We start from the raw sequence: 19,282 nt of genomic DNA on the forward strand, positions 1-19,282 counted from the left end.
AGAGGGTTAGCGAAGCTTGCCAGCCTGCTGGCTAGCGCAGCTTGGGTGAGGGGTTGAGCGAGCCCAAAGGCTCGCGCGCTCGCCAAGCGAGCGCCACCCCTCACCCAGCTCCGACTAAGCCTTTGCTCTGGCAAAGACCAAGTCTGCGCAACCCTCTCCCCTCTGCGAGGGGCGAGGGAAGGAAAGGCATGAATGTCGATCGGCCCTAACAGGAAGCGCGAAGCCTATCGCTTCGACGTCGGAGAAAGGCCCCGCGCGTCCAGTCTTGCGGAGCAGATGCTTGCCCGGAACCTTGGCATCAGCCCGGTGCGCCGAAGCGCCGGCATATAGGCATGGACCTCGCACGCGGCGCGGCTCCCCTCGGCGCGATCGCATCGTTCGATCCCGCCATCCGCGCCACGGGGGAGCGCGCCATCGAGCCGGTGACGGTCGCCGGATGACAGGCTCGCCCTGAAATCGTCCAATAGCTGGAGCATGTCTCCGGGCGGGACCCTGACGATTTCCGAGGCGGAACAGGCGGTCGCCTTGTGCGAGAGCGGAGAGCTGACGGCCTGCGCGGCAAGCAGCATGGCAAAAGCGATCGGCACGCTCGTCTCCCGCTTCGATAAAGCCGTTTCCAGACCGGCTCTTCCCGCCGGACAGCAAAGTTGCACGGCCGATGCGCAGGCTATCGCGCTACGGCTTACCGTCCGCTGACAAACGCATGAATTCGACCATGATCGGCATCGGAAGCAATGGAGACCCTCACCGGCTATGGTAAAAGTCGTACACCTGCTGCGCCACCGCCTGGCTGACCCCCGGTGCCTTGCGCAGATCCTCCAGGCTGGCATTCCGCACCGCCCGGCCCGTGCCGAAGTGCATCAGCAGCGCCTTCTTCCGCGCCGGGCCGATCCCGGGCACTTCGTCCAGCGGGCTCGCGCCCATCGCCTTGGCGCGCTTGTCGCGGTGCGCGCCGATCACGAAGCGGTGGACCTCGTCGCGTAGCCGCTGGAGGTAGAAGAGCAGCGGCGCGTTGACCGGCAGCATCCGTTCACTGCCGTCCATCATGTGAAAGACCTCGCGCCCCTCGCGGCCGTGATGCGGGCCCTTGGCGACGCCGACCAGGCAGACATCCTCGATGCCCAGATCCTCCAGCACCGCCTTTGCCGCGTTGAGTTGCCCGCGCCCGCCATCGATCAGGACCAGATCGGGCCAGGTCGCATCGTCGCGGTCGGGATTTTCCTCGAGCTGGCGCGCGAAGCGGCGGCGGAAGACTTCGCGCATCATGCCGAAATCGTCATTGGTCGCCGCCTCGTTCCCCTTGATGTTGAACTTGCGATACTGGCCCTTCTGGAAACCCTCCGGCCCGGCCACGACCATCGCGCCCAGCGCATTGGTGCCCTGGATATGGCTGTTGTCGTACACTTCGATCCGCTGCGGCGGCTCGGACAGGTCGAAGAAGTCCGCCACCTCGCGCAGCAATTTGGCCTGGGTGGTCGACTCGGCCAGCCGCCGGTCGAGCGCCTCCACCGCGTTGCGCTTCGCCTGGTCGAGCAGGCGGCGGCGGTCGCCGCGCTGGGGCACGGTGAGTTGCACCTTGTACCCGGCGCGCTCGCCCAGCGCCTCGGTCAGCAATTCGCCTTCGGGCAGCTCGCGGTCGAGCAGGATCGTCTTGGCGGGCGGCACCTCCTCATAGAATTGGCTGAGGAAGCTGGTCAGCACCTCCTCCTCGGGCACGTCGGTGGTGTGCGCCGGAAAGAAGCTGCCATGCCCCCAATTCTGGCCGCCGCGAATGAAGAAGGCCTGGATGCCCATCACCCCCTCGCGACACGCCAGCGCGAAGATGTCGGCGTCGCCCACGCCCTCGGCATTGATCGCCTGGGTCCCCTGGATGAAGGTCAAGGCCTTCAGCCGGTCGCGCAGGATCGCGGCGAGCTCGAAATCCATCGCTTCGGCGGCGTCCTGCATCTGCTTGCCCAGCTTGGCCTGGACCTGGGTCGACTTGCCGCCGAGGAAGTTCTTCGCATCCGCGACCAGCTCGGCATAGGCCGCCTCGTCGATCCGGCCGACGCACGGCGCCGAGCAGCGCTTGATCTGGTAGAGCAGGCACGGCCGGTCGCGCCCCTTGAAGAAGCTGTCGGTGCACGACCGCAACAGGAACAGCTTTTGCAGCGCATTCAACGTGTTGTTGACGCTGCCCGCGCTGGCGAAGGGGCCGTAATAATTGCCGACCGCGCGCCGGGCACCGCGATGCTTCTGGATGCGCGGAAAGTCGTGATCGTTGCGCAGCAGGATGAAGGGAAAGCTCTTATCGTCGCGCAGCAGCACGTTGAAGGCCGGACGGTAACGCTTGATGAGCTGCGCCTCGAGCAGCAGCGCCTCGGCCTCATTATTGGTCGTGACGATGGTCATCGACCGAGTCTGCGCCACCATGCGTTGCAGGCGCTTGGGCAGGCGGTCGACCTGGGTGTAATTGGCGACGCGGTTCTTCAGCGCCCGCGCCTTGCCGATATAGAGGACATCGCCGCGCGCATCCTGCATCCGGTACACGCCCGGCCGCAGCGGCAGCGTCGCCAGCACGTTGCGGATCGCCGCCACCCCCGCATTCAGATCGGGCGCATCGGCCCCGCGCAGGGTGAAGGTGGATTTCTCTTCATTGAAGCGGTCGACGGGAGGCTCGGACATTATGGCCGATTTAGGAGCGCGGGGGGCGGATCGCTACCCTGTGAGGTGGCTTTGGTTCACGCGAAGACGCGAAGACGGGACGGTTTTTTGTTCGCGCGGAGACGCGGAGGACGCAGAGGCGTTCCAAACGTGGCGGTCGGAAGACCTTCTTCTTTCTCCGCGCTCTCTGCGCCTCCGCGCGAACCCAAATTCAGCCCTGCGCGAACAGCTTGGTCCCCATCACGCCGATCACGGTCAGGACCATGAAGCCCGCCTGGATCGGCGCGATCCTGTCGCCGAAGACGATCGCGCCACCGATCACGACGCCCACCGCGCCCAGCCCGGTCCACACCGCATAGGCGGTCCCGGCCGCAAGCCCGCGCATGGCCAGCGCCAGCAGGCCCATATTCACGAAGCTGAGAAGGATCGGTACGCTCGACGCCTGCCAGGTGGCGACGGTCGCCGCCCATTTCAGGCTGAGCGCCCAGCAAATCTCGGTAATCACGGCAATGCCCAGAATGACCCATGCCATCGGAGCGTCTCCTTGGTTACGGGCTCGGCACTATGGGCATCGGCGCCGGAAACCCGGAAGAGACGGCGATGCGACCCCGTGTGTGCGGGACTATGTCATTTGGGGCTTGGCCCCTCCACCACCGGGCTTGGCCCGGCGGTCCCCCTCCCCAAGTCGAGCTTGAGAAGAAATTGGCTTTCCCATCCCCCGTTCGGGCTGAGCGAAGTCGAAGCCCACGCCCTGCCCTCTCCACGCGCGGGGAGAGGGATTCCCTTGGGCTTCGACTTCGCTCAGCCTGAACGGGGTGGGCGGTCGTTCGGCCGCCAAAAACGACCGAACCGCGCCTCGGTCGCCCGAAGCGCGGTCCTGTCACTGGCCCTGGCGCCGATCAGTTCGGGCGGCCGAGCCCTGCAATCGAGCGGTCGATCATCGCCCGGTCGGCCTCGACCGAATGATGCTCGGCGATCAGCAGACCGGCGGCCTTGGCCGCAGCCTCGGCGGCGCGGGCGCGGACCTCGGCCAGCGCGGTGCGCTCGGCGGCCGCGATCTTGTCCTCGGCCATCTTGGCGCGACGCTCCATCAGCGCCTCGGCATCCGCCTTGGCCTTGCTGAGCAGCTGCCCCGCCTCGTGCTGGGCCTGGACGCGCATCGCCTCGGCATCGGCATGCGCCGCCTTGGCCTTGGCCTCATATTCGGCCTTCAGCGCTTCGGCGTCCTGACGCAGCTTGATCGCTTCGTCGAGCTGGGCGCGGATGCCGGCAATCTTCTGGTCGAGCGAGCGCCCGATCATCGCGGGCACCTTCTTGACCAGCATCCCGATCAGCACGACCAGAGCGGCGAGCGCCACCCAGCCGGTCGAATCGAAACCCAGCGCGGTCGGGCTGGCAGCGTGATGCTCGGTCTCGGCGGGCGCGACCGTGTTGGCGGTCAGGCCATCGCCCTCGCGGATCGGCTGGGGGGCCATGCCCTCGGCCGAGGCCGCATCGGCCAGGTTCTGCGCGACCAGCGCGTCGGCGTTGGTCAGCGCGCCGTTCGCGGAATGATTAGCCATGCGCGCTCACCTTTCGCACCGCGTCGGCCGCCGCATCCTCGCCCACATGGACGCCGGACAGCTTGGCGACGAGATCGCGCGCGGCCTCGGCCGCCACGGACTGAAGATTGGCCATCGCCTCGGCCTTGGCATTGGCGATCGCCAGGTCGTGATGACCCAGCCGCTCGGCCAGGTCGGCATCGGCCGCCTTGACCTGCGCCTCGAAGGCATGGGTCGCCCGCGCCTTGGCGGCGTTGGTTTCCGCCATCGCGGCGGTGCGCGCGGCGTCCATCTCGGCCCGCCATGCCGCCTCGACCCGGTCGGCCTCCGCGCGTGCGGCCTCCGCCGCCGCCAGATCGCCGGCGATACGGGCTTCGCGAGCGTCGACGGTCGCCTGAATCTTGGGCACCATCCCACGACCGACCACGAAATAGAGCAGGCCGAAGGTGATCAGGAGCCAGAAGATCTGCGACGCATAGGTCGCACTGATCTGTGCTATCTGGGGCATGGAGTCCTCGTTGCCATATCGGCCGGGCGCATCGTCACCGAGACGCCCGGCCGATCAGAATTATTGGGCGACGAACACCAGGATGATCATCGTCACGAAGGCGAGCAGGCCCAGAAGCTCGGCACCGGCGAAACCGATGAAGAGGCGGCCCTGCTGGCTGTCCGCCGCACCCGGATTGCGCAGCGCGCCTTCGAGGAACTTGGCGAACACGTTGCCCACGCCGAGCGAGGCGATGCCCATGCCGATAGCGGCCAGACCGGCACCGATCATCCGTGCAGCTTCTGCGTCCATTTCAATCACTCCAGTTCAAAAAGGGTCGTTTGGGTATTCAAGTCGTGCGGCGAGGCCGCCCGCCCGGTCCGGCTCCCCGGATCAGTGCAGGTTGACCGCGTCGTTCAGATAGACCGAGGTCAGCAGCGCGAAGACATAGGCCTGGATCGCGGCGACCAGCAGTTCGAGAAGCGTGATGCCGATCATCAGCAGGAAGCTCGGCAGCGTGATGAGCGCGGCATAGCCGGGGCCCATGTTGATGCCGTTGATGACAAAGGCGGCGAGAACCTTCAGCAGGATGTGCCCCGCGGTCATCGCGACGAACAGTCGCAGACCCAGCGAGAAGGGGCGCACCAGGAAGCTCATCAGCTCGACCACGAAGATCAGCGGGATCATGAGCGTCGGCGTGCCGTGCGGCACGAACAGCGCAAAGAAGTGGAAACCGTGGCGACCGAAGCCGACGATCAGCACGATCGCGAACGAGATCAGCGCGAGCACGCCGGTCACGGTCACATGGCTGGTCACGGTGAAGGGATGGACACCCGGCACCACGCCGAAGGGCAGCAGCCCCAGCACGTTGGCGAACAGGATGAACATGAAGAGCGAGAAGACATAAGGCAGGAAGCGCTTGCCCTCCGGCCCGATATTCGACGTCAGCATCGAATTGACGAAGCCGGTGAAGCCCTCGACCGCCGCCTGCCAGCGACCGGGGACCAGATCGCGCTTCATCCCGCCGATCATGAAGATCCACAGCGCGACCAACGTCGCCACCATCCACAGAGCGGAATTGGTGAAGGAAAGGTCGTAGCCGCCGACCACCCAATGCCGACCGAGCACCGGCTCGATCAGGAACTGGTGCATCGGATCAATCTTGCCGCCCGATTCTGCCGCCACGCTGCTTCGTTCCCACATATGACGAACGCCCGGTTACTCCGGGCGTTCGCCAGAAATCCGAATGATCTGCCTGAACGCCACGCCGATCCCCAGGAACAGCATCACGATCAGGGCCCAGGGTGCGGTGCCGAACCAGCGGTCGAAAAGCCAGCCGATCAACGCACTGCCCACAAGACTTCCGATCAGCGCGGAGATGACGCGGCTACCCTGGGAATATCCCCTGTCGGCATCCACCTTCACCCCCTGCCGCGATGCGCCCTCCGCGCGTGCCTGTGCCAGTCGCTTGTCCAGCGCGGCCAGACGCGGATCGTCCGCATCGCCAAAGTCCTGTCCGGGCTCTTTCTCCGCCACGCAGCCACCCTCACCTGATTTCGTCACCGAAGGGGAGAATGCGCGCGAACGGCGAGCGACCCCGCCAAGGCGAGGCCCGTTTAGAAAGGCCCTCCCCCCAAGTCAACCGCCTGGGGTGGGCGTTGTGACAGATGCGTTAAGGATTGTTGCCGAGGAGCGACAGGGCGGCGTGATTCGCGGGCAGGTTCTTCTTCTCCCCCCTTCTTCTCCCCTCCCGCAGGCGGGAGGGGTCGGGGGAGGGCTGGCGCTATCGTCGGGCAATGCCTCTGAAGATACGGGACTTCATCCCCCTCTCCTCAAGCCGATCGCCTTCACGCCGCCGGACTCCCCTCCCCCAGCCCCTCCCGCCTGCGGGAGGGGAGTAAGAAGGGAGCTTACACGCAGGCAGGTGCCCGCTCGGGCGCCGCCGCGGTGCGCGTCTTCCACACGCCCTCGGGCGTCTTGTACTTCTCGCCGCTGGCGGTCTGCGCGATCAGGTTGCAGCCGCTGGTAAAGGCCATCTGCTCGACAGTCGCGCCGCTGGCCTGCGCCTTTTGGGTATAGGCCGCCTTGCGCTGGATGTTGATGCTATTGACCAGCGTGCGCAGCGCCGGGGTCGCGGCGCCGACGATGCCCAGATAGCCGTCGGGCTGCTCGCCGACCAATCCCTCGGCGCGCGCGGCGGCATAGGCGGGATCGCGTTGTGCGATCGCCACGCCCGAAATGCCGATCAGCGCGACCGCTGCCGCCACCATCACCACCGCCTTGGTCTTCATGATCAGAATATCCCCGGATTCTGCTGGATCAGCGATTTGGCCTCGCCGTCCAGGCGATATACCACTTCCTGCGTCACATTGATGTTGAGATTGATCTCGATCGGCTTGTCCGGCGCGGAAATGTTCACACATCCCCCGCTCGCCAGGACCAGCGCGACCGGCATCCATCGCGTCATCCCCAAGATCGGCATTCTGTCCTGCATTTTCAATCCTGTTACGGTCATGGCACGGTCTCGCTTGCGCTGCGCTGAATGGGGGTTCCGGCGGCCGGGGCGGCGGGTGGCGCGGCGCGCTTGTTCTGTTCCTCCAGCAGCGCGGGCAGGTTCCGCTGGATCAGGCGGCGCGGGTCGTAGAAGGACTGCGCCGAATCGAGCAGCCCGCGAAAGGGCGCCTTGATCCGCACGTTGAACACGAAGGGCAGCTTCTGCAGCCGCCGGATCAGGAAGTTCGACTTGGCGCCCTTGCCCTGGCTGATCCCGGCGAAGCGGACATCGGTCACCATCTCGCCCGCCAGCGGCCCGTTCATGTCGATCCGGAGCGAACGATAGTTGAGCGAACGGAGCGCACCGAAGGCCAGATTGCCCCAGAGTCCCAGATCCTTCTGGCTGACCGCCCCCAGATAGGCGATGCTGCCCCCGCCCGGCCGCACGACCAGCCGGCCGCCCTCGATCCGCCCGCCGCGCTCGTCGAAGACCATCGGCAGCTCGCCGTCGAAGATGCCGGTGGCGTTGAGATTCTGGAAATCGAACTGGAGCAGGAACTGGTCGGCCGCCGCGCCCTTGACGTGGAAGGTCATCCGCCGCTCCACCGGCTGCGAGAAATCGAGCAGCGTCGGGTCGAGCGTCAGCGTGCCGCCCGCAAAGGGCCAGTTGCCGCTTTCCACCCGGATGCGCGTGCCCGACAGCGTCTGGTAGCGGACGGTGCCGTTCGTCACCTGGATGCCGGGATTGATCGTGCGGATCGTCACCACCTGGCCCGGCGCGCTTTCCAGCGCCAGCAGGTCGGTGAAGTGGATCTTGCCCGCAATCCCGGTGACGGGGCCGAGCGCGGCGGCGAGATCGATGCCCTCGGTGCCGAAATCGCCGGTCGAGCGGACGCCATCGGCATCCCAGGCGATCCGCCCCTGACCCGACATCTCGCCTCGCACGTCCTCGATCACGCCCTTGGTGACGGGGGTCAGCAATTCGGGCTGGAAGTCCTTGGTAAAGGTCAGCCCCGGCACCACCAACTCGGCCGAGCCCGCGCCCCGATCGAGCGCATGGGTGATGGCGACATCGGCGACCTTCACATTCCTTGTGGGCTCGAACAGCGCGCCCTTCGCATCGATCCGGCTGCCCGCCAGCGTCAGCGTCACGTCCCGCGCCGCCATCGGCAGGAAGCGCGGCGAATCGGCGCGGGCATCGCTCACCTGCAACCCGCCGTTCAGGGTCAGCACCCCCTTGGCCAGCCGCCATGTGCCATCGGCCTGCCCCAGCAGCAGAGGCACCTGCCCGACCTGGCCGCTGCCGCCGGTAAACTGGCCCGCAATCCCCTCTGGCGTGATCCGGCCCGACAGGCTCGTCGCGTCGATCCGGGTCGGCGATTCGGGGCGGCCGATGCGGCTCTCGACGCCGGTCAGCGTGAAGCTGCGATCCGCCAGCGCGAACCGGGTCGCCGCCGCCGACAGCGCCAGCGGACTGCTCCCGATCCGCCCGGCAAGCCGTGTCGGCCCCAGTTGCGCCCCGCCGCCGATCCGCCCGCCGTCGAGACGGACCAGCGCGCCGTCGAGCGGGCAGAGCGTCGTCGCGACCCGCTCCAGCCGGAGCCCCGACAGCGCCAGCCGGTCGATCGCCAGCGGCTGGCAGCTCGGATTGACTCGCAAGCGCCGCCCCCCATCCCAGTTGGCGGTGATGGGCAGGACCAGATTGTCGATCCGGCCGCCGCTGATCGGCCCGGACAGCATGGCGCGTGTCGTGATCTGCGTCTCGCCATTCATCGCCGCCTGGAACACCAGCCGGTCGAGCGCCAGGCTGGCACCGCCCGCGTCGTAACGCGCCAGCTCGGCGGTGCCGCGCATCGGCGCCCCCGGCGCATCCTGTCGCAAGGTGGCGCGCAGACCGGGCAGCCCGCCCCCGCGCATCGCCAGCCGGGTGTCGAGCCGCAGCCCCCGCGCGTCATAGGTCAGCCCCGCGCCATCCGCGAAGGCCAGCCGCCCGCCACTGGCCGAGGCGAGCGACAGGCGCGGCACCCGCACCGCAAAGCCGGGGCCGCGCGGCCCCTTGTCGCTGTCGATCGCCAGCGCGACGTCGGCGGCGAAGCGCCGCCCGCCGCGCCGCACGGCCTCGGCCATGGCACTCACCACCGGGCCGACCGGGGTTCCGGCGGCGGCCGCGCCCCATTGCCCGACCCGCGCCAGCATGGCGGGCGACAGCTGTGCGTCGCCCAGCGTCATCCGGCCGTCGAAGCGGGTGACGGGGCCGACCAGATATTGTCCGGCGATCGTCGCCCGCCCGGCGCGGCCCGGCCGCGCGACGACGTTGCGCGCGGCCAGCTGCATCCGGCCATGCGTGCCCTTGGGGGTGCCGGTGAAATCGAGCTGTCCTTCGATCGCGGCGGCGGCCATGACGGGATGGCGGATCGCGCCACTGCCCACCGTGGCACGCCCCTGCCACCGATCGAGCGCCGCGCCGAAGGTCACGTCGACCCGCGCCGCCAGATCGGCCACCGCCACCTCGCCGCAGCGCAGATTGCCGAGCCGCAGCGGCCCCGTCAGCGTCGGCTGCTCGCGCACCACCCGCACGCGCATCGGCGCGGCAAGCCCCGTGGCGACGCAATCGCCCATCACCAGCCGGGGCGCCACCGCCGCCAGATGCCCGGTGAAACCGTCGTTCAGCACCCCCCGCCCCGACAGGCTGAGCCCCACCGGCCCATGCGGCGTGTCGAGCCGGATGCCGCCATCACCGACCACGACATCCAGCGCGGGGAGCGCGAAGGGCTTGCCCGAGGACGGCCCCATCAGCTTGTCGAGCGCGCCCAGCGTGATCCGTCCGCCGACCAGTCGCCCGTGCAACCGCACCCGACCGGCCCGCACCCCCGTCACCTCGGGGCCGGACAAGGTCAGCCGGGTCCGCGTCTCCAGCCAGTCGGCGACCAGATCGGGATTGCGCGGATCGCCGATCACCACATCGGTCAGCCTTTGCCGTCCCGTCCCCAGATCGGAAATTTTGTAGCGCGCAGGAACGCCGCGCCGCGCCAGTTCGCGATCGATGAAACCCCCGGCGAGCGGCTTGCGCTCCAGCCACAGTGCGATCAGCGCGACCAGGATCAGCAGCGCGATGGCGATCAGGATACGCTGAAGGCGACGGAAACGCCGGATCGGGCTTTCGGGGGTGCCGACTTCCTCGTTCGCGCCCTCCACCCCGATGTCACTCCTTCCGACTTGACCTGTGTCATAACCCTATGGTCGCGCCGCACGCAATCGCACGAAGCCCGGCGACAGTTCCCCGCGCCGCCCTTATGCTTTCCGGCAAAGGGGGAAGCGGACCATGGGCGACGGTGGCGGCGGGGACGAGCGGGATCAGCCGAATGACCATGCCGGACACCGTGCGCGACTGCGCGACCGGTTGTTGGGCGGTGGCGGATTGCTCGACCATGAACTGATCGAATATCTGCTGATGACCGCCATCCCCCGCCGCGACACCAAGCCGATCGCCAAGGCGCTGCTGCGTGAATTCCATGACATAGGTGGCGTGCTGACCGCCGATCCCAATGCCCTGCGACGCGTCGACGGGGTGGGCGAGACGGCGGCGGCGGCGCTCAAGATCGCGCAGGCCTGCGCGCTGCGACTGGTGCAGGTGGAGGCGGCGAAGCGCCCGGTCCTGTCCAACTGGCAGGCGCTCCTCGACTATCTCCATGCCGACATGGCGCATCACGGGGTCGAGCGGTTCCGGGTGCTGCACCTCAACACGCGCAACATGCTGATCCGCGACGAGCTGATGGGACAGGGTTCGATCGACCAGGCGCCGGTCTATATCCGCGAGGTGATTCGCCGCGCGATCGACTTCGGATCGGCGGCGCTGATCCTGGTGCACAACCATCCCAGCGGCGACCCCTCGCCCAGCCGCGCCGATATCGACGTGACCCGCGCCATCGCGGAGGCGGGCAAGCGACTGGGGATCACGGTGCACGACCATCTGATCATCGGGACCTCGGGGCATGTGAGTCTGCGGGCGCAGGGGTTGATCTGAGGGGGGATTCCCTTGGCCTTCGACTTCGCTCAGGCTGAACGGGGTTCGGGGATTTTGGTTTTAGCCCCCAAACCCCGTTCAGGCTGAGCGAAGTCGAAGCCCACGCCCCCTCCACCCTCACCGCATTGGAAACCCGAAGCCCCCGGTGCTAGGGCCCTGCCAACCAAGCGAATAAGGAATATCACATGCAGGTCTGGGCCGGGTTGGGCAATCCGGGGCCGCAATATGCGATGCACCGCCACAATGTCGGCTTCATGGCGATGGACGCCATCGCCGAGGTGCATGATTTCGGCCCCGTGAAGAAGCAGTTCCAGGGCTGGACCCAGGAAGGCCGGATCGGCGGGCAGAAGATCCTGCTGCTCAAGCCCGCAACCTTCATGAACGAGAGCGGGCGCAGCGTCGGCGACGCGCTGCGCTTCTACAAGCTGGGGGTGGAGGCGCTGACCGTCTTCCACGACGAACTCGACCTTGCCCCCTTCCGGGTGAAGGTGAAGACCGGCGGCGGCACGGCGGGGCATAACGGGCTGCGCTCGATCGACCAGCATCTGGGGCCCGACTTCCGCCGCGTCCGGCTTGGCATCGGGCATCCAGGGCACAAGGACCGCGTGACCGGCCATGTGCTCGGCAACTACGCCAAGGCGGAGATCGAGCCGCTGTCCGACCTGCTCGGCGCGCTGGCGGCGGAGGCGCGCTGGCTGGCCGAGGGGGACGATGTCCGCTTCGTCAACGACATCGCGCTGCGCCTGGGAGACCCGGCATGAGCGTGCGCCGCCTCTTCGCCTCGCTTCTCTATGAGGGCCAGCTGGACGATGCCGATCTGCTGGAGGAGATCGAGCAGAGCTGCTGGGCGCTGGCCGAGGACGACCGCGCCGGGCGGCGCTGGTCGAAGGAGCATGGCTATCGCGGCTATACCAGCTATGCCTCGCTCAACGACCTGCCGATCCGCGATCCGGTCTTCGCGGACCTGCGCAAGAAGCTGGACCGCCATGTCGCGCGCTTCGCCGAGGAATGCGCCTTCGACCTGGGCGGGCGCAAGTTGAAGCTGGACAGCCTGTGGGTCAATGTCCTGAAACCCGGCGGGCATCATTCGGCGCATATCCATCCGCACTCGGTCGTCTCGGGCACGCTCTATGTCGCCATGCCTCAGGGATCGGGCGCGCTGAAGCTGGAGGATCCGCGCCTGCCGATGCTGATGGCGGCCCCGCCGCGCCGTGCCGATGCGCCCGACGACCTGTCCACCTTCGCCACCGCCACGCCCCAGCCGGGAACGGTGCTGCTGTGGGAAAGCTGGCTACGACACGAGGTCGTGCCCAACGGTGCCAAGGGCGAGCGGATCAGCGTCAGCTTCAACTATCGCTGATCCGCCGCGCGCGACGATCCGCGCCGCACCCGCGACAGGGCGAAAGGTTCCCACACTTCATCGATGAAAGCGGGCGCTTCGCCGCGCCGATATCGTGCCGTTAACTTATCTCGGTTAAAGGGGGCATCGATCGCACCCCCTATCCCGGACGTTATTCCCGATGATCGAATTCGCTGTCTTCACCTTCGGCATGTTGGCGAGCTTCGTGCTGTCGGGCTTGGGCCGGAACAAGAAGGCGCAGCGCGCCAATCCGCCGATGCTGCATTATCTGGGCCTGGTGCTGATGGGGTTTTCGGGGGCGCTGGGCGTGATGCTGCTCGCCTGGGCCGCAGCGATGATGGTCGGGATCGCCTGACCCCATAACCCCTTCCCCCCAGTCCGTTCAGCCTGAGCGAAGTCGAAGGCCACGCTGGAACATCCGACAATGGCGCCCCGCCCAACCGTCATCCCTTGGCCTTCGACTTCGCTCAGGCTGAACGGAGCATGGGAGAAGCGCTCGGTTGAGAAATATCCCCATCGTCGCTAGAGGGACGCTTTCCCCTTCCTGTAGGATAAGCGACGCATGGGTTTCCGCTGCGGCATCGTCGGCCTGCCGAATGTCGGCAAGTCCACCCTCTTCAACGCGCTGACCGAAACGGCGGCGGCGCAGGCCGCCAATTATCCGTTCTGCACGATCGAGCCGAATGTCGGCAACGTCGCGGTCCCCGATCCGCGCCTGTACCAGCTGGCCGAGGTCGCCGGCTCCGCCAAGATCATCGAGACGCAGCTCGCCTTTGTCGACATTGCGGGCCTCGTGCGCGGCGCGTCCAAGGGCGAGGGCCTGGGCAACCAGTTCCTCGGCAATATCCGCGAGGTGGACGCGATCGTCCATGTCCTGCGCTGCTTCGAGGACGGCGACGTGACCCATGTCGAGGGCAAGGTCGACCCCATCGCCGATGCCGAGACGGTCGAGACCGAGCTGATGCTCTCCGACCTCGAAAGCCTGGAAAAGCGCGTCCCCGCCTTCATCAAGAAGGGGCAGCAGGGCGACAAGGAGGCCAAGATCGCCGCCTCGGTCCTGGGCCAGACGCTGGAGCTGCTGCGCGACGGCAAGCCCGCGCGGCTGACCGTGCCCAAGGATGAGGAAGAGGCGCGCGTGTTCTCGCAGGCGCAGCTGCTGACCGCCAAGCCCGTCCTCTATGTCTGCAATGTCGAAGAATCGAACGCCGCCAACGGCAATGCCCATTCGGCGCGCGTCTTCGAAAAGGCCGCCGCCGAGGGCGCGCAGGCGGTCGTCGTGTCGGCCGCGATCGAGGCCGACATCGCGACCATGCCCGCGGAGGATCGCGGCGAGTTCCTGTCCGAGCTGGGCCTGTCCGAAACCGGCCTCGCCCGCGTGATCCGCGCCGGTTACGCGCTGCTCGACCTGCTGACCTTCTTCACGGTCGGCCCCAAGGAGGCGCGCGCCTGGACCGTCCATCGCGGCGCCAAGGCGCCCAATGCGGCGGGCGAGATCCACAGCGATTTCGAACGCGGCTTCATCCGCGCCGAAACCATCGCCTTTGCCGACTATATCGCCTTCAAGGGCGAGGCGGGCGCCCGCGATGCGGGCAAGCTGCGCGCCGAGGGCAAGGAATATGTCGTGCAGGACGGCGACGTGATGCTGTTCCGCTTCAACGTCTGACCCATTATGCGCCGGTCGGCTCCGGCCGCCCGGCGCATTGCCGCTTTGCAGCGCGCGCCGGAGGACCTAGAAGCCAATCATGATCCAGGTTAGTTCGTTCCGGCGTATCATCTATAGCAGCCAGGCCGTGGGCGAGGATGGCCGGTCGGATCACCTGGCCATATTGCGCGTCTCGCGCCGCAACAACGGCATGGACGGCATTTCGGGCATCCTCTGGATCGAGCGAGGCCGCTATCTCCAGTTGATCGAGGGCCCCGTCGACAGCGTCGGCGACGCGTTCGAGCGGATCCGGCGCGATCCGCGCCACACCGACATCCAGGTCCTCGACGACCGCCGGACCGACACGCCGACCTTCGGCGACTGGGCGATGGCGGGGCTGCCCGGCGATCATCCCGCCGAAGCCGCCGAACGGCTGCGGGTCCTGCTTCGCCATGCCGGGCCGGAGGTGCGCCACTTCTTCCCACTGGACTGACCGGCCGGGCGAGCGCGGGATCCTGCCGACGGGCCTCGCCAGTGTCACAGGACGACGCTATCGGCTGGCCTGAAAGGATAGCCGCTCCGTGACCCGACTCCCCCTTGCCGCCCTCGCCCTGCCCCTCCTGGCCGGTTGTGCCTACCCCTATACGCCGCCCGCATTGCCCCCGATCGGCGAGAGCGCGGCGAGCGCGGGGGCGGCGACGCCCCGCCCCGCCGCCGATGCGGTCGCGGCGCGCGCGCCGGTCACGATCCTGGTATCGATCGACGGCTTCCGCCCCGATTATCTGACGCGCGGGCTGACCCCGAACCTGTCGCGGTTGGCCGCCGAGGGGGTCAGCGCGTCGATGCGCCCCTCCTTCCCGTCCAAGACCTTCCCCAATCACTGGACGCTGGTCACCGGGCTGGTGCCCGATCGGCACGGGATCGTCGCCAACGGCTTCACCGATCCGGCCCATCCCGACGCGCGCTTCACCATGGCCTCGGACCAGCCCTATTGGTGGAACAGCGCCGAGCCGATCTGGATCACCGCCGAAAAGGCCGGAATTCCCACCGCCACCATGTTCTGGCCGGGATCGAACGTCGCCTGGGGCGGCACCTTCCACCCCGGCGACTATGGCGGCACCGTGACGGGCGGCATGCGTCCGCACGACTGGCAGCAGTTCAACCAGAACGTGACCGACCGCCAGCGGGTCGATTCGATCATCGACTGGCTGCGTCGCCCGGCGGCCAGCCGCCCGCAATTCCTGACGCTGTATTTCGACGAAGTGGACAGCGCGGGCCATGACGCCGGCCCCGACTCGCCACAGGTGAACGCGGCGGTCGGCAAGGTGGACGAGGCGATCGGCCGCCTGCTGGCCGGGCTTGCCGAACTGGGCCAGCCCGCCAATCTGGTCGTCGTCGCAGACCACGGCATGGCCGCGACCTCCAGCGACCGGATCGTGACCGAGGATATGCTGGTCGATCCCGCCGATGCGGTGATGACCGAGGACGGCCCCTATGCGACCTTCCGCGCGGTGCCGGGGCATGAGGCCGCGCTGGAGCGGCGGTTGCTCGGCCATCACGATCATGCCGATTGCTGGCGCAGCCCGGCGATGCCCGCGCGTTTCCATTATGGTCGCAACCCGCGCATCCCGCCCTATTTCTGCCTCGCCCAGACCGGCTGGCTGATCCAGGCCAAGCGGCCCGACGCCCCCTTTGCCAAGGGCACCCATGGCTATGACAATGCCGATCCCGCCATGGCCGCGCTGTTCATCGCGCAGGGCCCCGCATTTCGGTCGGGGGTACGGCTGGCGCCGTTCGACAATGTCGATGTCGCCCCGCTGCTGCGCGATCTGATCGGGCTTCCGGCGGGCCAGGGGCTGGACGGCAACGATGCGCCGTTCCGCCGCGTTTTCAGACGATAAGGAGAGGATGCGATGATCTGGCTGGAGGATGTGGCGGTCGGCGATACCGCGCGGTTCGGAAATCATCGGGTCGAGCGGGACGAGGTGATCGCCTTTGCCACGCGCTACGATCCCCAGCCCTTTCACCTGTCCGACGAGGCCGCCGCCGCCACCCATTTCGGGCGGCTGTCGGCCAGCGGCTGGCACACCGCGTCGATGACCATGGCGATGATCGTCGAGCATTACCGGGCGACCGGCTTTCAGAGCCTGGGATCGCCCGGCATCGACGAGCTTCGCTGGCTGAAGCCGGTCTATCCGGGCGACACGCTGCGCTGCGAGACCGAGGTGCTGGAGGTGCGCCGCTCGGCCAGTCGGCCCGACATGGGGCTGATCGTCAGCCTGCTGACCGTCTATAACCAGGACGATGTGGCGGTGATGCGGTTCCGCCCCACGCTGATGATCCGGGCCCGCTCGGCAGGCTGATCAGCGCGGCCCGCGCGGACCGCCCCGCGCGCCGCCGGGCCGCCCGCCACGCCAGCCGGGATTGCCGCCGCGAGGGCCGCGCCACCCCTCGACCCGTGGGGCCGGTGGGCGGGGCGCGACGCCCAGACCGGGATTGGGACCGGGGCCACGCGGGCCATTGCCCCAGCGGTCGCCGCGCCAGCCGTTGCGACCCCAGCCGCGCCACTGGTCGCGGATCGGGGCCCCGCGCCACGCGCCGCGCCGCCCTTCCCAATAGGCGCGCTGGCCCTCGTTCCAGCGGAACGGCCGACGATAGCGGTCATAGACATAGACGCCCGTGCCCGGATAATAAAAGTCGTCGTACCAGCCATAATAGGACGGCGCATAACCCGCGCCATAATAGCCGGGGGCATAGCCATAGCCGCCATAACCGCCATAGCCCGTGCCCACCGACACGCCGCTATAGCCATAGCCGTCGGCGCAGCCGCCCAGCGCCAACAGCCCGGCGGCCAGCAAGCCGCCCCATCCGATCCTGCCCAAGAGCATCGCCTCTCTCCATGCCCCTGGTCGTTCCTGCGGATGCGACAGGGGCCCGTCATCCGCGTCCGTCATCGGTCAACCCGAACCACGCCACCATGGTTCCTGCGCCCGCCCGACTGCACCCGCCATGAACGCCACCGCAAAGGGGATTGGCAAAGCCCGTCAAGCAAGGCTAACCTGACGCTCCGTTCATCATGGGCGGGCGAGATCGGGCGGCGCATGACCGGGGACAATCCGGCACGACCGCCAGGGCGCGACCGGCGCCACGCGAACGAGGTGGAGGGACAGGACGAATGGCGATGACGGAGAACACCGTACCCCCCGGCGAGTCGCCGGAGCCATTCCACGAAGAGGTCCATGATCCCCGCCGCCGCGACTTCATCAACGTCGCCGCCGTATCCTTCGCGGGTGTGGGGGCGCTGGCCATCGTCCTGCCGCTCATCAACCAGATGAACCCCTCGGCCGACGTGCTGGCGCAGTCGACCACCGAGATCGACCTGTCCAAGATCGCGCCGGGCCAGGCGATCAAGGCCAGTTTCCGCAAGCAACCGCTGTTCGTCCGCAACCTGACGCCCAAGGAAATGGCGGAGGCCGATGCGGTGCCGCTGTCCGAGCTGCGCGATCCCCAGACGCTGGAGGAGCGGACCAAGCCGGGCAAGAAGAACTGGCTGATCACGCTGGGCGTCTGCACCCATCTGGGCTGCGTGCCGCTGGGCGCGGGCGAGGGCGAGAACAAGGGCCCCTATGGCGGCTATTTCTGCCCCTGCCACGGCTCGGCCTATGACACCGCCGCGCGCATCCGAAAGGGTCCGGCACCGAAGAACCTCTTCGTGCCCGATTACAAGTTCGACAGCGACACGACCGTCACGGTCGGCGCGGCCGCTTAAAGGGGGACCCGAGACATGAGCTTTCCCTGGGCCAAGCATTACGAACCGAAACAGCCGGTCATGCGCTGGCTGGACGAGAAGCTGCCGCTGCCGCGCCTCGTCTATAATGCGGTGGGCGCGGGCTATCCGGTGCCGCGCAACCTGAACTATTTCTGGAATTTCGGCGTGCTGGCGGGCGCCGCGCTCGCCATCCAGATCATCACCGGCGTCGTGCTGGCGATGCATTATGCCGCCAATGCGGGCGTCGCCTTCGACTCGGTCGAAAGCATCATGCGCGACGTGAACGCTGGGTGGTTCCTGCGCTATGCCCACGCCAACGGCGCGTCGATGTTCTTCATCGTCGTCTATACGCACATCTTCCGCGGCCTCTATTACGGGTCCTACAAGGCTCCGCGCGAGATGGTGTGGCTGCTCGGCGTCGTCATCTTCCTCCTCATGATGGCCACCGCCTTCATGGGCTATGTCCTTCCCTGGGGGCAGATGAGCTTCTGGGGGGCGCAGGTCATCACCGGCTTCTTCTCGGCGATCCCGCTGGTCGGCGACACCATCCGCGTCTGGCTGCTGGGCGGTTTCGCGCCGGACAATGCCGCGCTCAACCGCTTCTTCTCGCTCCACTATCTGCTGCCCTTCGTGATCGCGGGCGTCATCATCCTGCACATCTGGGCGCTGCACATCCCCGGCTCGAACAACCCGACCGGCGTGGACGTGAAGGGCGAGCAGGATACGGTGCCCTTCCACCCCTATTACACCGCCAAGGATGCGGTGGGGCTGGGCGTGTTCCTGCTGGTGTTCGCGGGGCTGCTGTTCTTCTTCCCCAATTATCTGGGCCATCCGGACAATTACATTCCGGCCAACCCGCTCTCGACCCCTGCGCATATCGTGCCCGAATGGTATTTCTGGCCCTTCTACGCGATCCTGCGCGCCTTCACCGCCGACTTCATCCTGCCTGCCAAGCTGTGGGGCGTGCTGGCGATGTTCGGGTCGATCCTGCTGCTGTTCTTTCTCCCCTGGCTGGACAGCTCGCCGGTGCGGTCGAGCAATTTCCGGCCCAAGGCGCGGATCGCCTTCTGGGTGCTGGTGGTCGACGTGCTGCTGCTCGGCTGGTGCGGGGGGTCGCCCGCGACGCCCTTCTTCATCATCCTCAGCCAGGTCACGGCGGCCTATTATTTCCTCCACTTCCTGGTGATCCTGCCCTGGATCGCACGGACGGAGCGGCCCGCCCCCCTGCCCCATTCGATCACCGAAGCCGTGCTGGCCAAACATGGCGGCACCGCGCCCACCAAGTCGGCCCTAACCCCTTCGGCTTCGGCCTGACACGAACCG

Annotated in this window: 21 protein-coding genes; 10 read left to right on the forward strand and 11 right to left on the reverse strand. The window is 67.5% G+C overall.

The genetic code is table 11. From position 1 onward, the window contains the following. Positions 1–744: 744 nt before the first annotated feature. The 10 genes from uvrC to ABIC44_RS15515 all read right to left on the reverse strand — a co-directional run bounded on the left by uvrC (position 745) and on the right by ABIC44_RS15515 (position 10,359). Entirely contained in the window at positions 745–2,664 is a 1,920-nt protein-coding gene (gene uvrC, locus ABIC44_RS15470) for an excinuclease ABC subunit UvrC (RefSeq protein ID WP_354296462.1), read from the reverse strand. A gap of 190 nt (positions 2,665–2,854) precedes the next feature. Next, on the reverse strand, positions 2,855–3,175 hold the full coding sequence (locus ABIC44_RS15475; protein ID WP_309697098.1) for a DMT family transporter: 321 nt from the start codon (positions 3,173–3,175) through the stop codon (positions 2,855–2,857). Between the two features lie 367 nt (positions 3,176–3,542). Beyond that, complete coding sequence (locus ABIC44_RS15480; protein ID WP_354296464.1) at positions 3,543–4,205, reverse strand: F0F1 ATP synthase subunit B family protein; 663 nt, start codon at positions 4,203–4,205, stop codon at positions 3,543–3,545. Continuing rightward, entirely contained in the window at positions 4,198–4,692 is a 495-nt protein-coding gene (locus ABIC44_RS15485; protein WP_261269959.1) for a F0F1 ATP synthase subunit B family protein, read from the reverse strand. Before ABIC44_RS15485 ends, ABIC44_RS15480 begins: the two co-directional genes overlap by 8 nt. Before the next feature lie 60 nt (positions 4,693–4,752). Next, entirely contained in the window at positions 4,753–4,983 is a 231-nt protein-coding gene (locus ABIC44_RS15490; RefSeq protein ID WP_307002385.1) for a F0F1 ATP synthase subunit C, read from the reverse strand. Between the two features lie 81 nt (positions 4,984–5,064). Beyond that, on the reverse strand, positions 5,065–5,856 hold the full coding sequence (locus ABIC44_RS15495) for a F0F1 ATP synthase subunit A (RefSeq protein WP_307100531.1): 792 nt from the start codon (positions 5,854–5,856) through the stop codon (positions 5,065–5,067). A 33-nt stretch (positions 5,857–5,889) separates the two neighbouring features. Then, positions 5,890–6,207, reverse strand: coding sequence for an AtpZ/AtpI family protein (locus ABIC44_RS15500; protein ID WP_307100533.1), 318 nt, complete (start codon positions 6,205–6,207; stop codon positions 5,890–5,892). A gap of 374 nt (positions 6,208–6,581) precedes the next feature. After that, a complete protein-coding gene (locus ABIC44_RS15505) occupies positions 6,582–6,962 on the reverse strand; it encodes a YdbL family probable chaperone protein (protein ID WP_307100534.1) in 381 nt (126 codons plus the stop codon). Between the two features lie 2 nt (positions 6,963–6,964). Beyond that, complete coding sequence (locus ABIC44_RS15510; protein ID WP_307100536.1) at positions 6,965–7,153, reverse strand: YnbE family lipoprotein; 189 nt, start codon at positions 7,151–7,153, stop codon at positions 6,965–6,967. A gap of 29 nt (positions 7,154–7,182) precedes the next feature. Then, on the reverse strand, positions 7,183–10,359 hold the full coding sequence (locus ABIC44_RS15515; RefSeq protein ID WP_354296465.1) for an intermembrane phospholipid transport YdbH family protein: 3,177 nt from the start codon (positions 10,357–10,359) through the stop codon (positions 7,183–7,185). 127 nt (positions 10,360–10,486) lie between these two features. On the opposite strand from ABIC44_RS15515, the gene radC reads away from it, so the two are divergent. The 8 genes from radC (at position 10,487) to ABIC44_RS15555 (ending at position 16,553) form a co-directional block, all read left to right on the forward strand. After that, positions 10,487–11,188 (forward strand): RadC family protein, encoded by a 702-nt coding sequence (gene radC / locus ABIC44_RS15520; protein ID WP_307100540.1) that lies wholly within the window; start codon positions 10,487–10,489, stop codon positions 11,186–11,188. A 185-nt stretch (positions 11,189–11,373) separates the two neighbouring features. After that, a complete protein-coding gene (pth, locus tag ABIC44_RS15525; RefSeq protein ID WP_307100542.1) occupies positions 11,374–11,949 on the forward strand; it encodes an aminoacyl-tRNA hydrolase in 576 nt (191 codons plus the stop codon). Next, positions 11,946–12,548 (forward strand): TIGR02466 family protein, encoded by a 603-nt coding sequence (locus ABIC44_RS15530; RefSeq protein ID WP_354296466.1) that lies wholly within the window; start codon positions 11,946–11,948, stop codon positions 12,546–12,548. Before pth ends, ABIC44_RS15530 begins: the two co-directional genes overlap by 4 nt. A 160-nt stretch (positions 12,549–12,708) precedes the next feature. Then, positions 12,709–12,903, forward strand: a complete 195-nt coding sequence (locus ABIC44_RS15535) for a hypothetical protein (protein WP_307100545.1) — start codon at positions 12,709–12,711, stop codon at positions 12,901–12,903. Positions 12,904–13,110: 207 nt separating this feature from the next. Further along, positions 13,111–14,211, forward strand: a complete 1,101-nt coding sequence (gene ychF / locus ABIC44_RS15540; RefSeq protein ID WP_307100547.1) for a redox-regulated ATPase YchF — start codon at positions 13,111–13,113, stop codon at positions 14,209–14,211. 79 nt (positions 14,212–14,290) lie between these two features. Continuing rightward, positions 14,291–14,683: a BLUF domain-containing protein gene (locus ABIC44_RS15545; RefSeq protein ID WP_307100549.1), complete on the forward strand. Its 393-nt coding sequence runs from the start codon at positions 14,291–14,293 to the stop codon at positions 14,681–14,683. Positions 14,684–14,771: 88 nt separating this feature from the next. Further along, positions 14,772–16,091, forward strand: coding sequence for an alkaline phosphatase family protein (locus tag ABIC44_RS15550; protein ID WP_354296467.1), 1,320 nt, complete (start codon positions 14,772–14,774; stop codon positions 16,089–16,091). Positions 16,092–16,103: 12 nt separating this feature from the next. Continuing rightward, complete coding sequence (locus ABIC44_RS15555) at positions 16,104–16,553, forward strand: MaoC family dehydratase (RefSeq protein ID WP_307100553.1); 450 nt, start codon at positions 16,104–16,106, stop codon at positions 16,551–16,553. Here ABIC44_RS15555 and ABIC44_RS15560 read toward each other — a convergent pair whose 3' ends face one another. Further along, a complete protein-coding gene (locus ABIC44_RS15560; protein WP_354296468.1) occupies positions 16,554–17,078 on the reverse strand; it encodes a hypothetical protein in 525 nt (174 codons plus the stop codon). Between the two features lie 287 nt (positions 17,079–17,365). On the opposite strand from ABIC44_RS15560, the gene petA reads away from it, so the two are divergent. Then, on the forward strand, positions 17,366–17,959 hold the full coding sequence (gene petA / locus ABIC44_RS15565; protein ID WP_307100557.1) for a ubiquinol-cytochrome c reductase iron-sulfur subunit: 594 nt from the start codon (positions 17,366–17,368) through the stop codon (positions 17,957–17,959). A gap of 15 nt (positions 17,960–17,974) precedes the next feature. Then, complete coding sequence (locus ABIC44_RS15570) at positions 17,975–19,273, forward strand: cytochrome b (RefSeq protein WP_309701095.1); 1,299 nt, start codon at positions 17,975–17,977, stop codon at positions 19,271–19,273. Positions 19,274–19,282: the final 9 nt, after the last annotated feature.

The organism is Sphingomonas sp. 1185, from assembly GCF_040544655.1.
Lineage (GTDB): Bacteria > Pseudomonadota > Alphaproteobacteria > Sphingomonadales > Sphingomonadaceae > Sphingomonas.

Coding starts and splice junctions, on each gene's coding strand:
- ychF (WP_307100547.1), top strand. CDS start 13,111: ATGGGTTTCCGCTGCGGCATCGTCGGCCTGCCGAATGTCGGCAAGTCC.
- ABIC44_RS15490 (WP_307002385.1), bottom strand. CDS start 4,983: ATGGACGCAGAAGCTGCACGGATGATCGGTGCCGGTCTGGCCGCTATC.
- ABIC44_RS15560 (WP_354296468.1), bottom strand. CDS start 17,078: ATGCTCTTGGGCAGGATCGGATGGGGCGGCTTGCTGGCCGCCGGGCTG.
- petA (WP_307100557.1), top strand. CDS start 17,366: ATGGCGATGACGGAGAACACCGTACCCCCCGGCGAGTCGCCGGAGCCA.
- ABIC44_RS15570 (WP_309701095.1), top strand. CDS start 17,975: ATGAGCTTTCCCTGGGCCAAGCATTACGAACCGAAACAGCCGGTCATG.
- ABIC44_RS15475 (WP_309697098.1), bottom strand. CDS start 3,175: ATGGCATGGGTCATTCTGGGCATTGCCGTGATTACCGAGATTTGCTGG.
- ABIC44_RS15555 (WP_307100553.1), top strand. CDS start 16,104: ATGATCTGGCTGGAGGATGTGGCGGTCGGCGATACCGCGCGGTTCGGA.
- ABIC44_RS15485 (WP_261269959.1), bottom strand. CDS start 4,692: ATGCCCCAGATAGCACAGATCAGTGCGACCTATGCGTCGCAGATCTTC.
- uvrC (WP_354296462.1), bottom strand. CDS start 2,664: ATGTCCGAGCCTCCCGTCGACCGCTTCAATGAAGAGAAATCCACCTTC.
- ABIC44_RS15505 (WP_307100534.1), bottom strand. CDS start 6,962: ATGAAGACCAAGGCGGTGGTGATGGTGGCGGCAGCGGTCGCGCTGATC.
- ABIC44_RS15535 (WP_307100545.1), top strand. CDS start 12,709: ATGATCGAATTCGCTGTCTTCACCTTCGGCATGTTGGCGAGCTTCGTG.
- radC (WP_307100540.1), top strand. CDS start 10,487: ATGGGCGACGGTGGCGGCGGGGACGAGCGGGATCAGCCGAATGACCAT.
- ABIC44_RS15510 (WP_307100536.1), bottom strand. CDS start 7,153: ATGCCGATCTTGGGGATGACGCGATGGATGCCGGTCGCGCTGGTCCTG.
- ABIC44_RS15545 (WP_307100549.1), top strand. CDS start 14,291: ATGATCCAGGTTAGTTCGTTCCGGCGTATCATCTATAGCAGCCAGGCC.
- ABIC44_RS15530 (WP_354296466.1), top strand. CDS start 11,946: ATGAGCGTGCGCCGCCTCTTCGCCTCGCTTCTCTATGAGGGCCAGCTG.
- pth (WP_307100542.1), top strand. CDS start 11,374: ATGCAGGTCTGGGCCGGGTTGGGCAATCCGGGGCCGCAATATGCGATG.
- ABIC44_RS15480 (WP_354296464.1), bottom strand. CDS start 4,205: ATGGCTAATCATTCCGCGAACGGCGCGCTGACCAACGCCGACGCGCTG.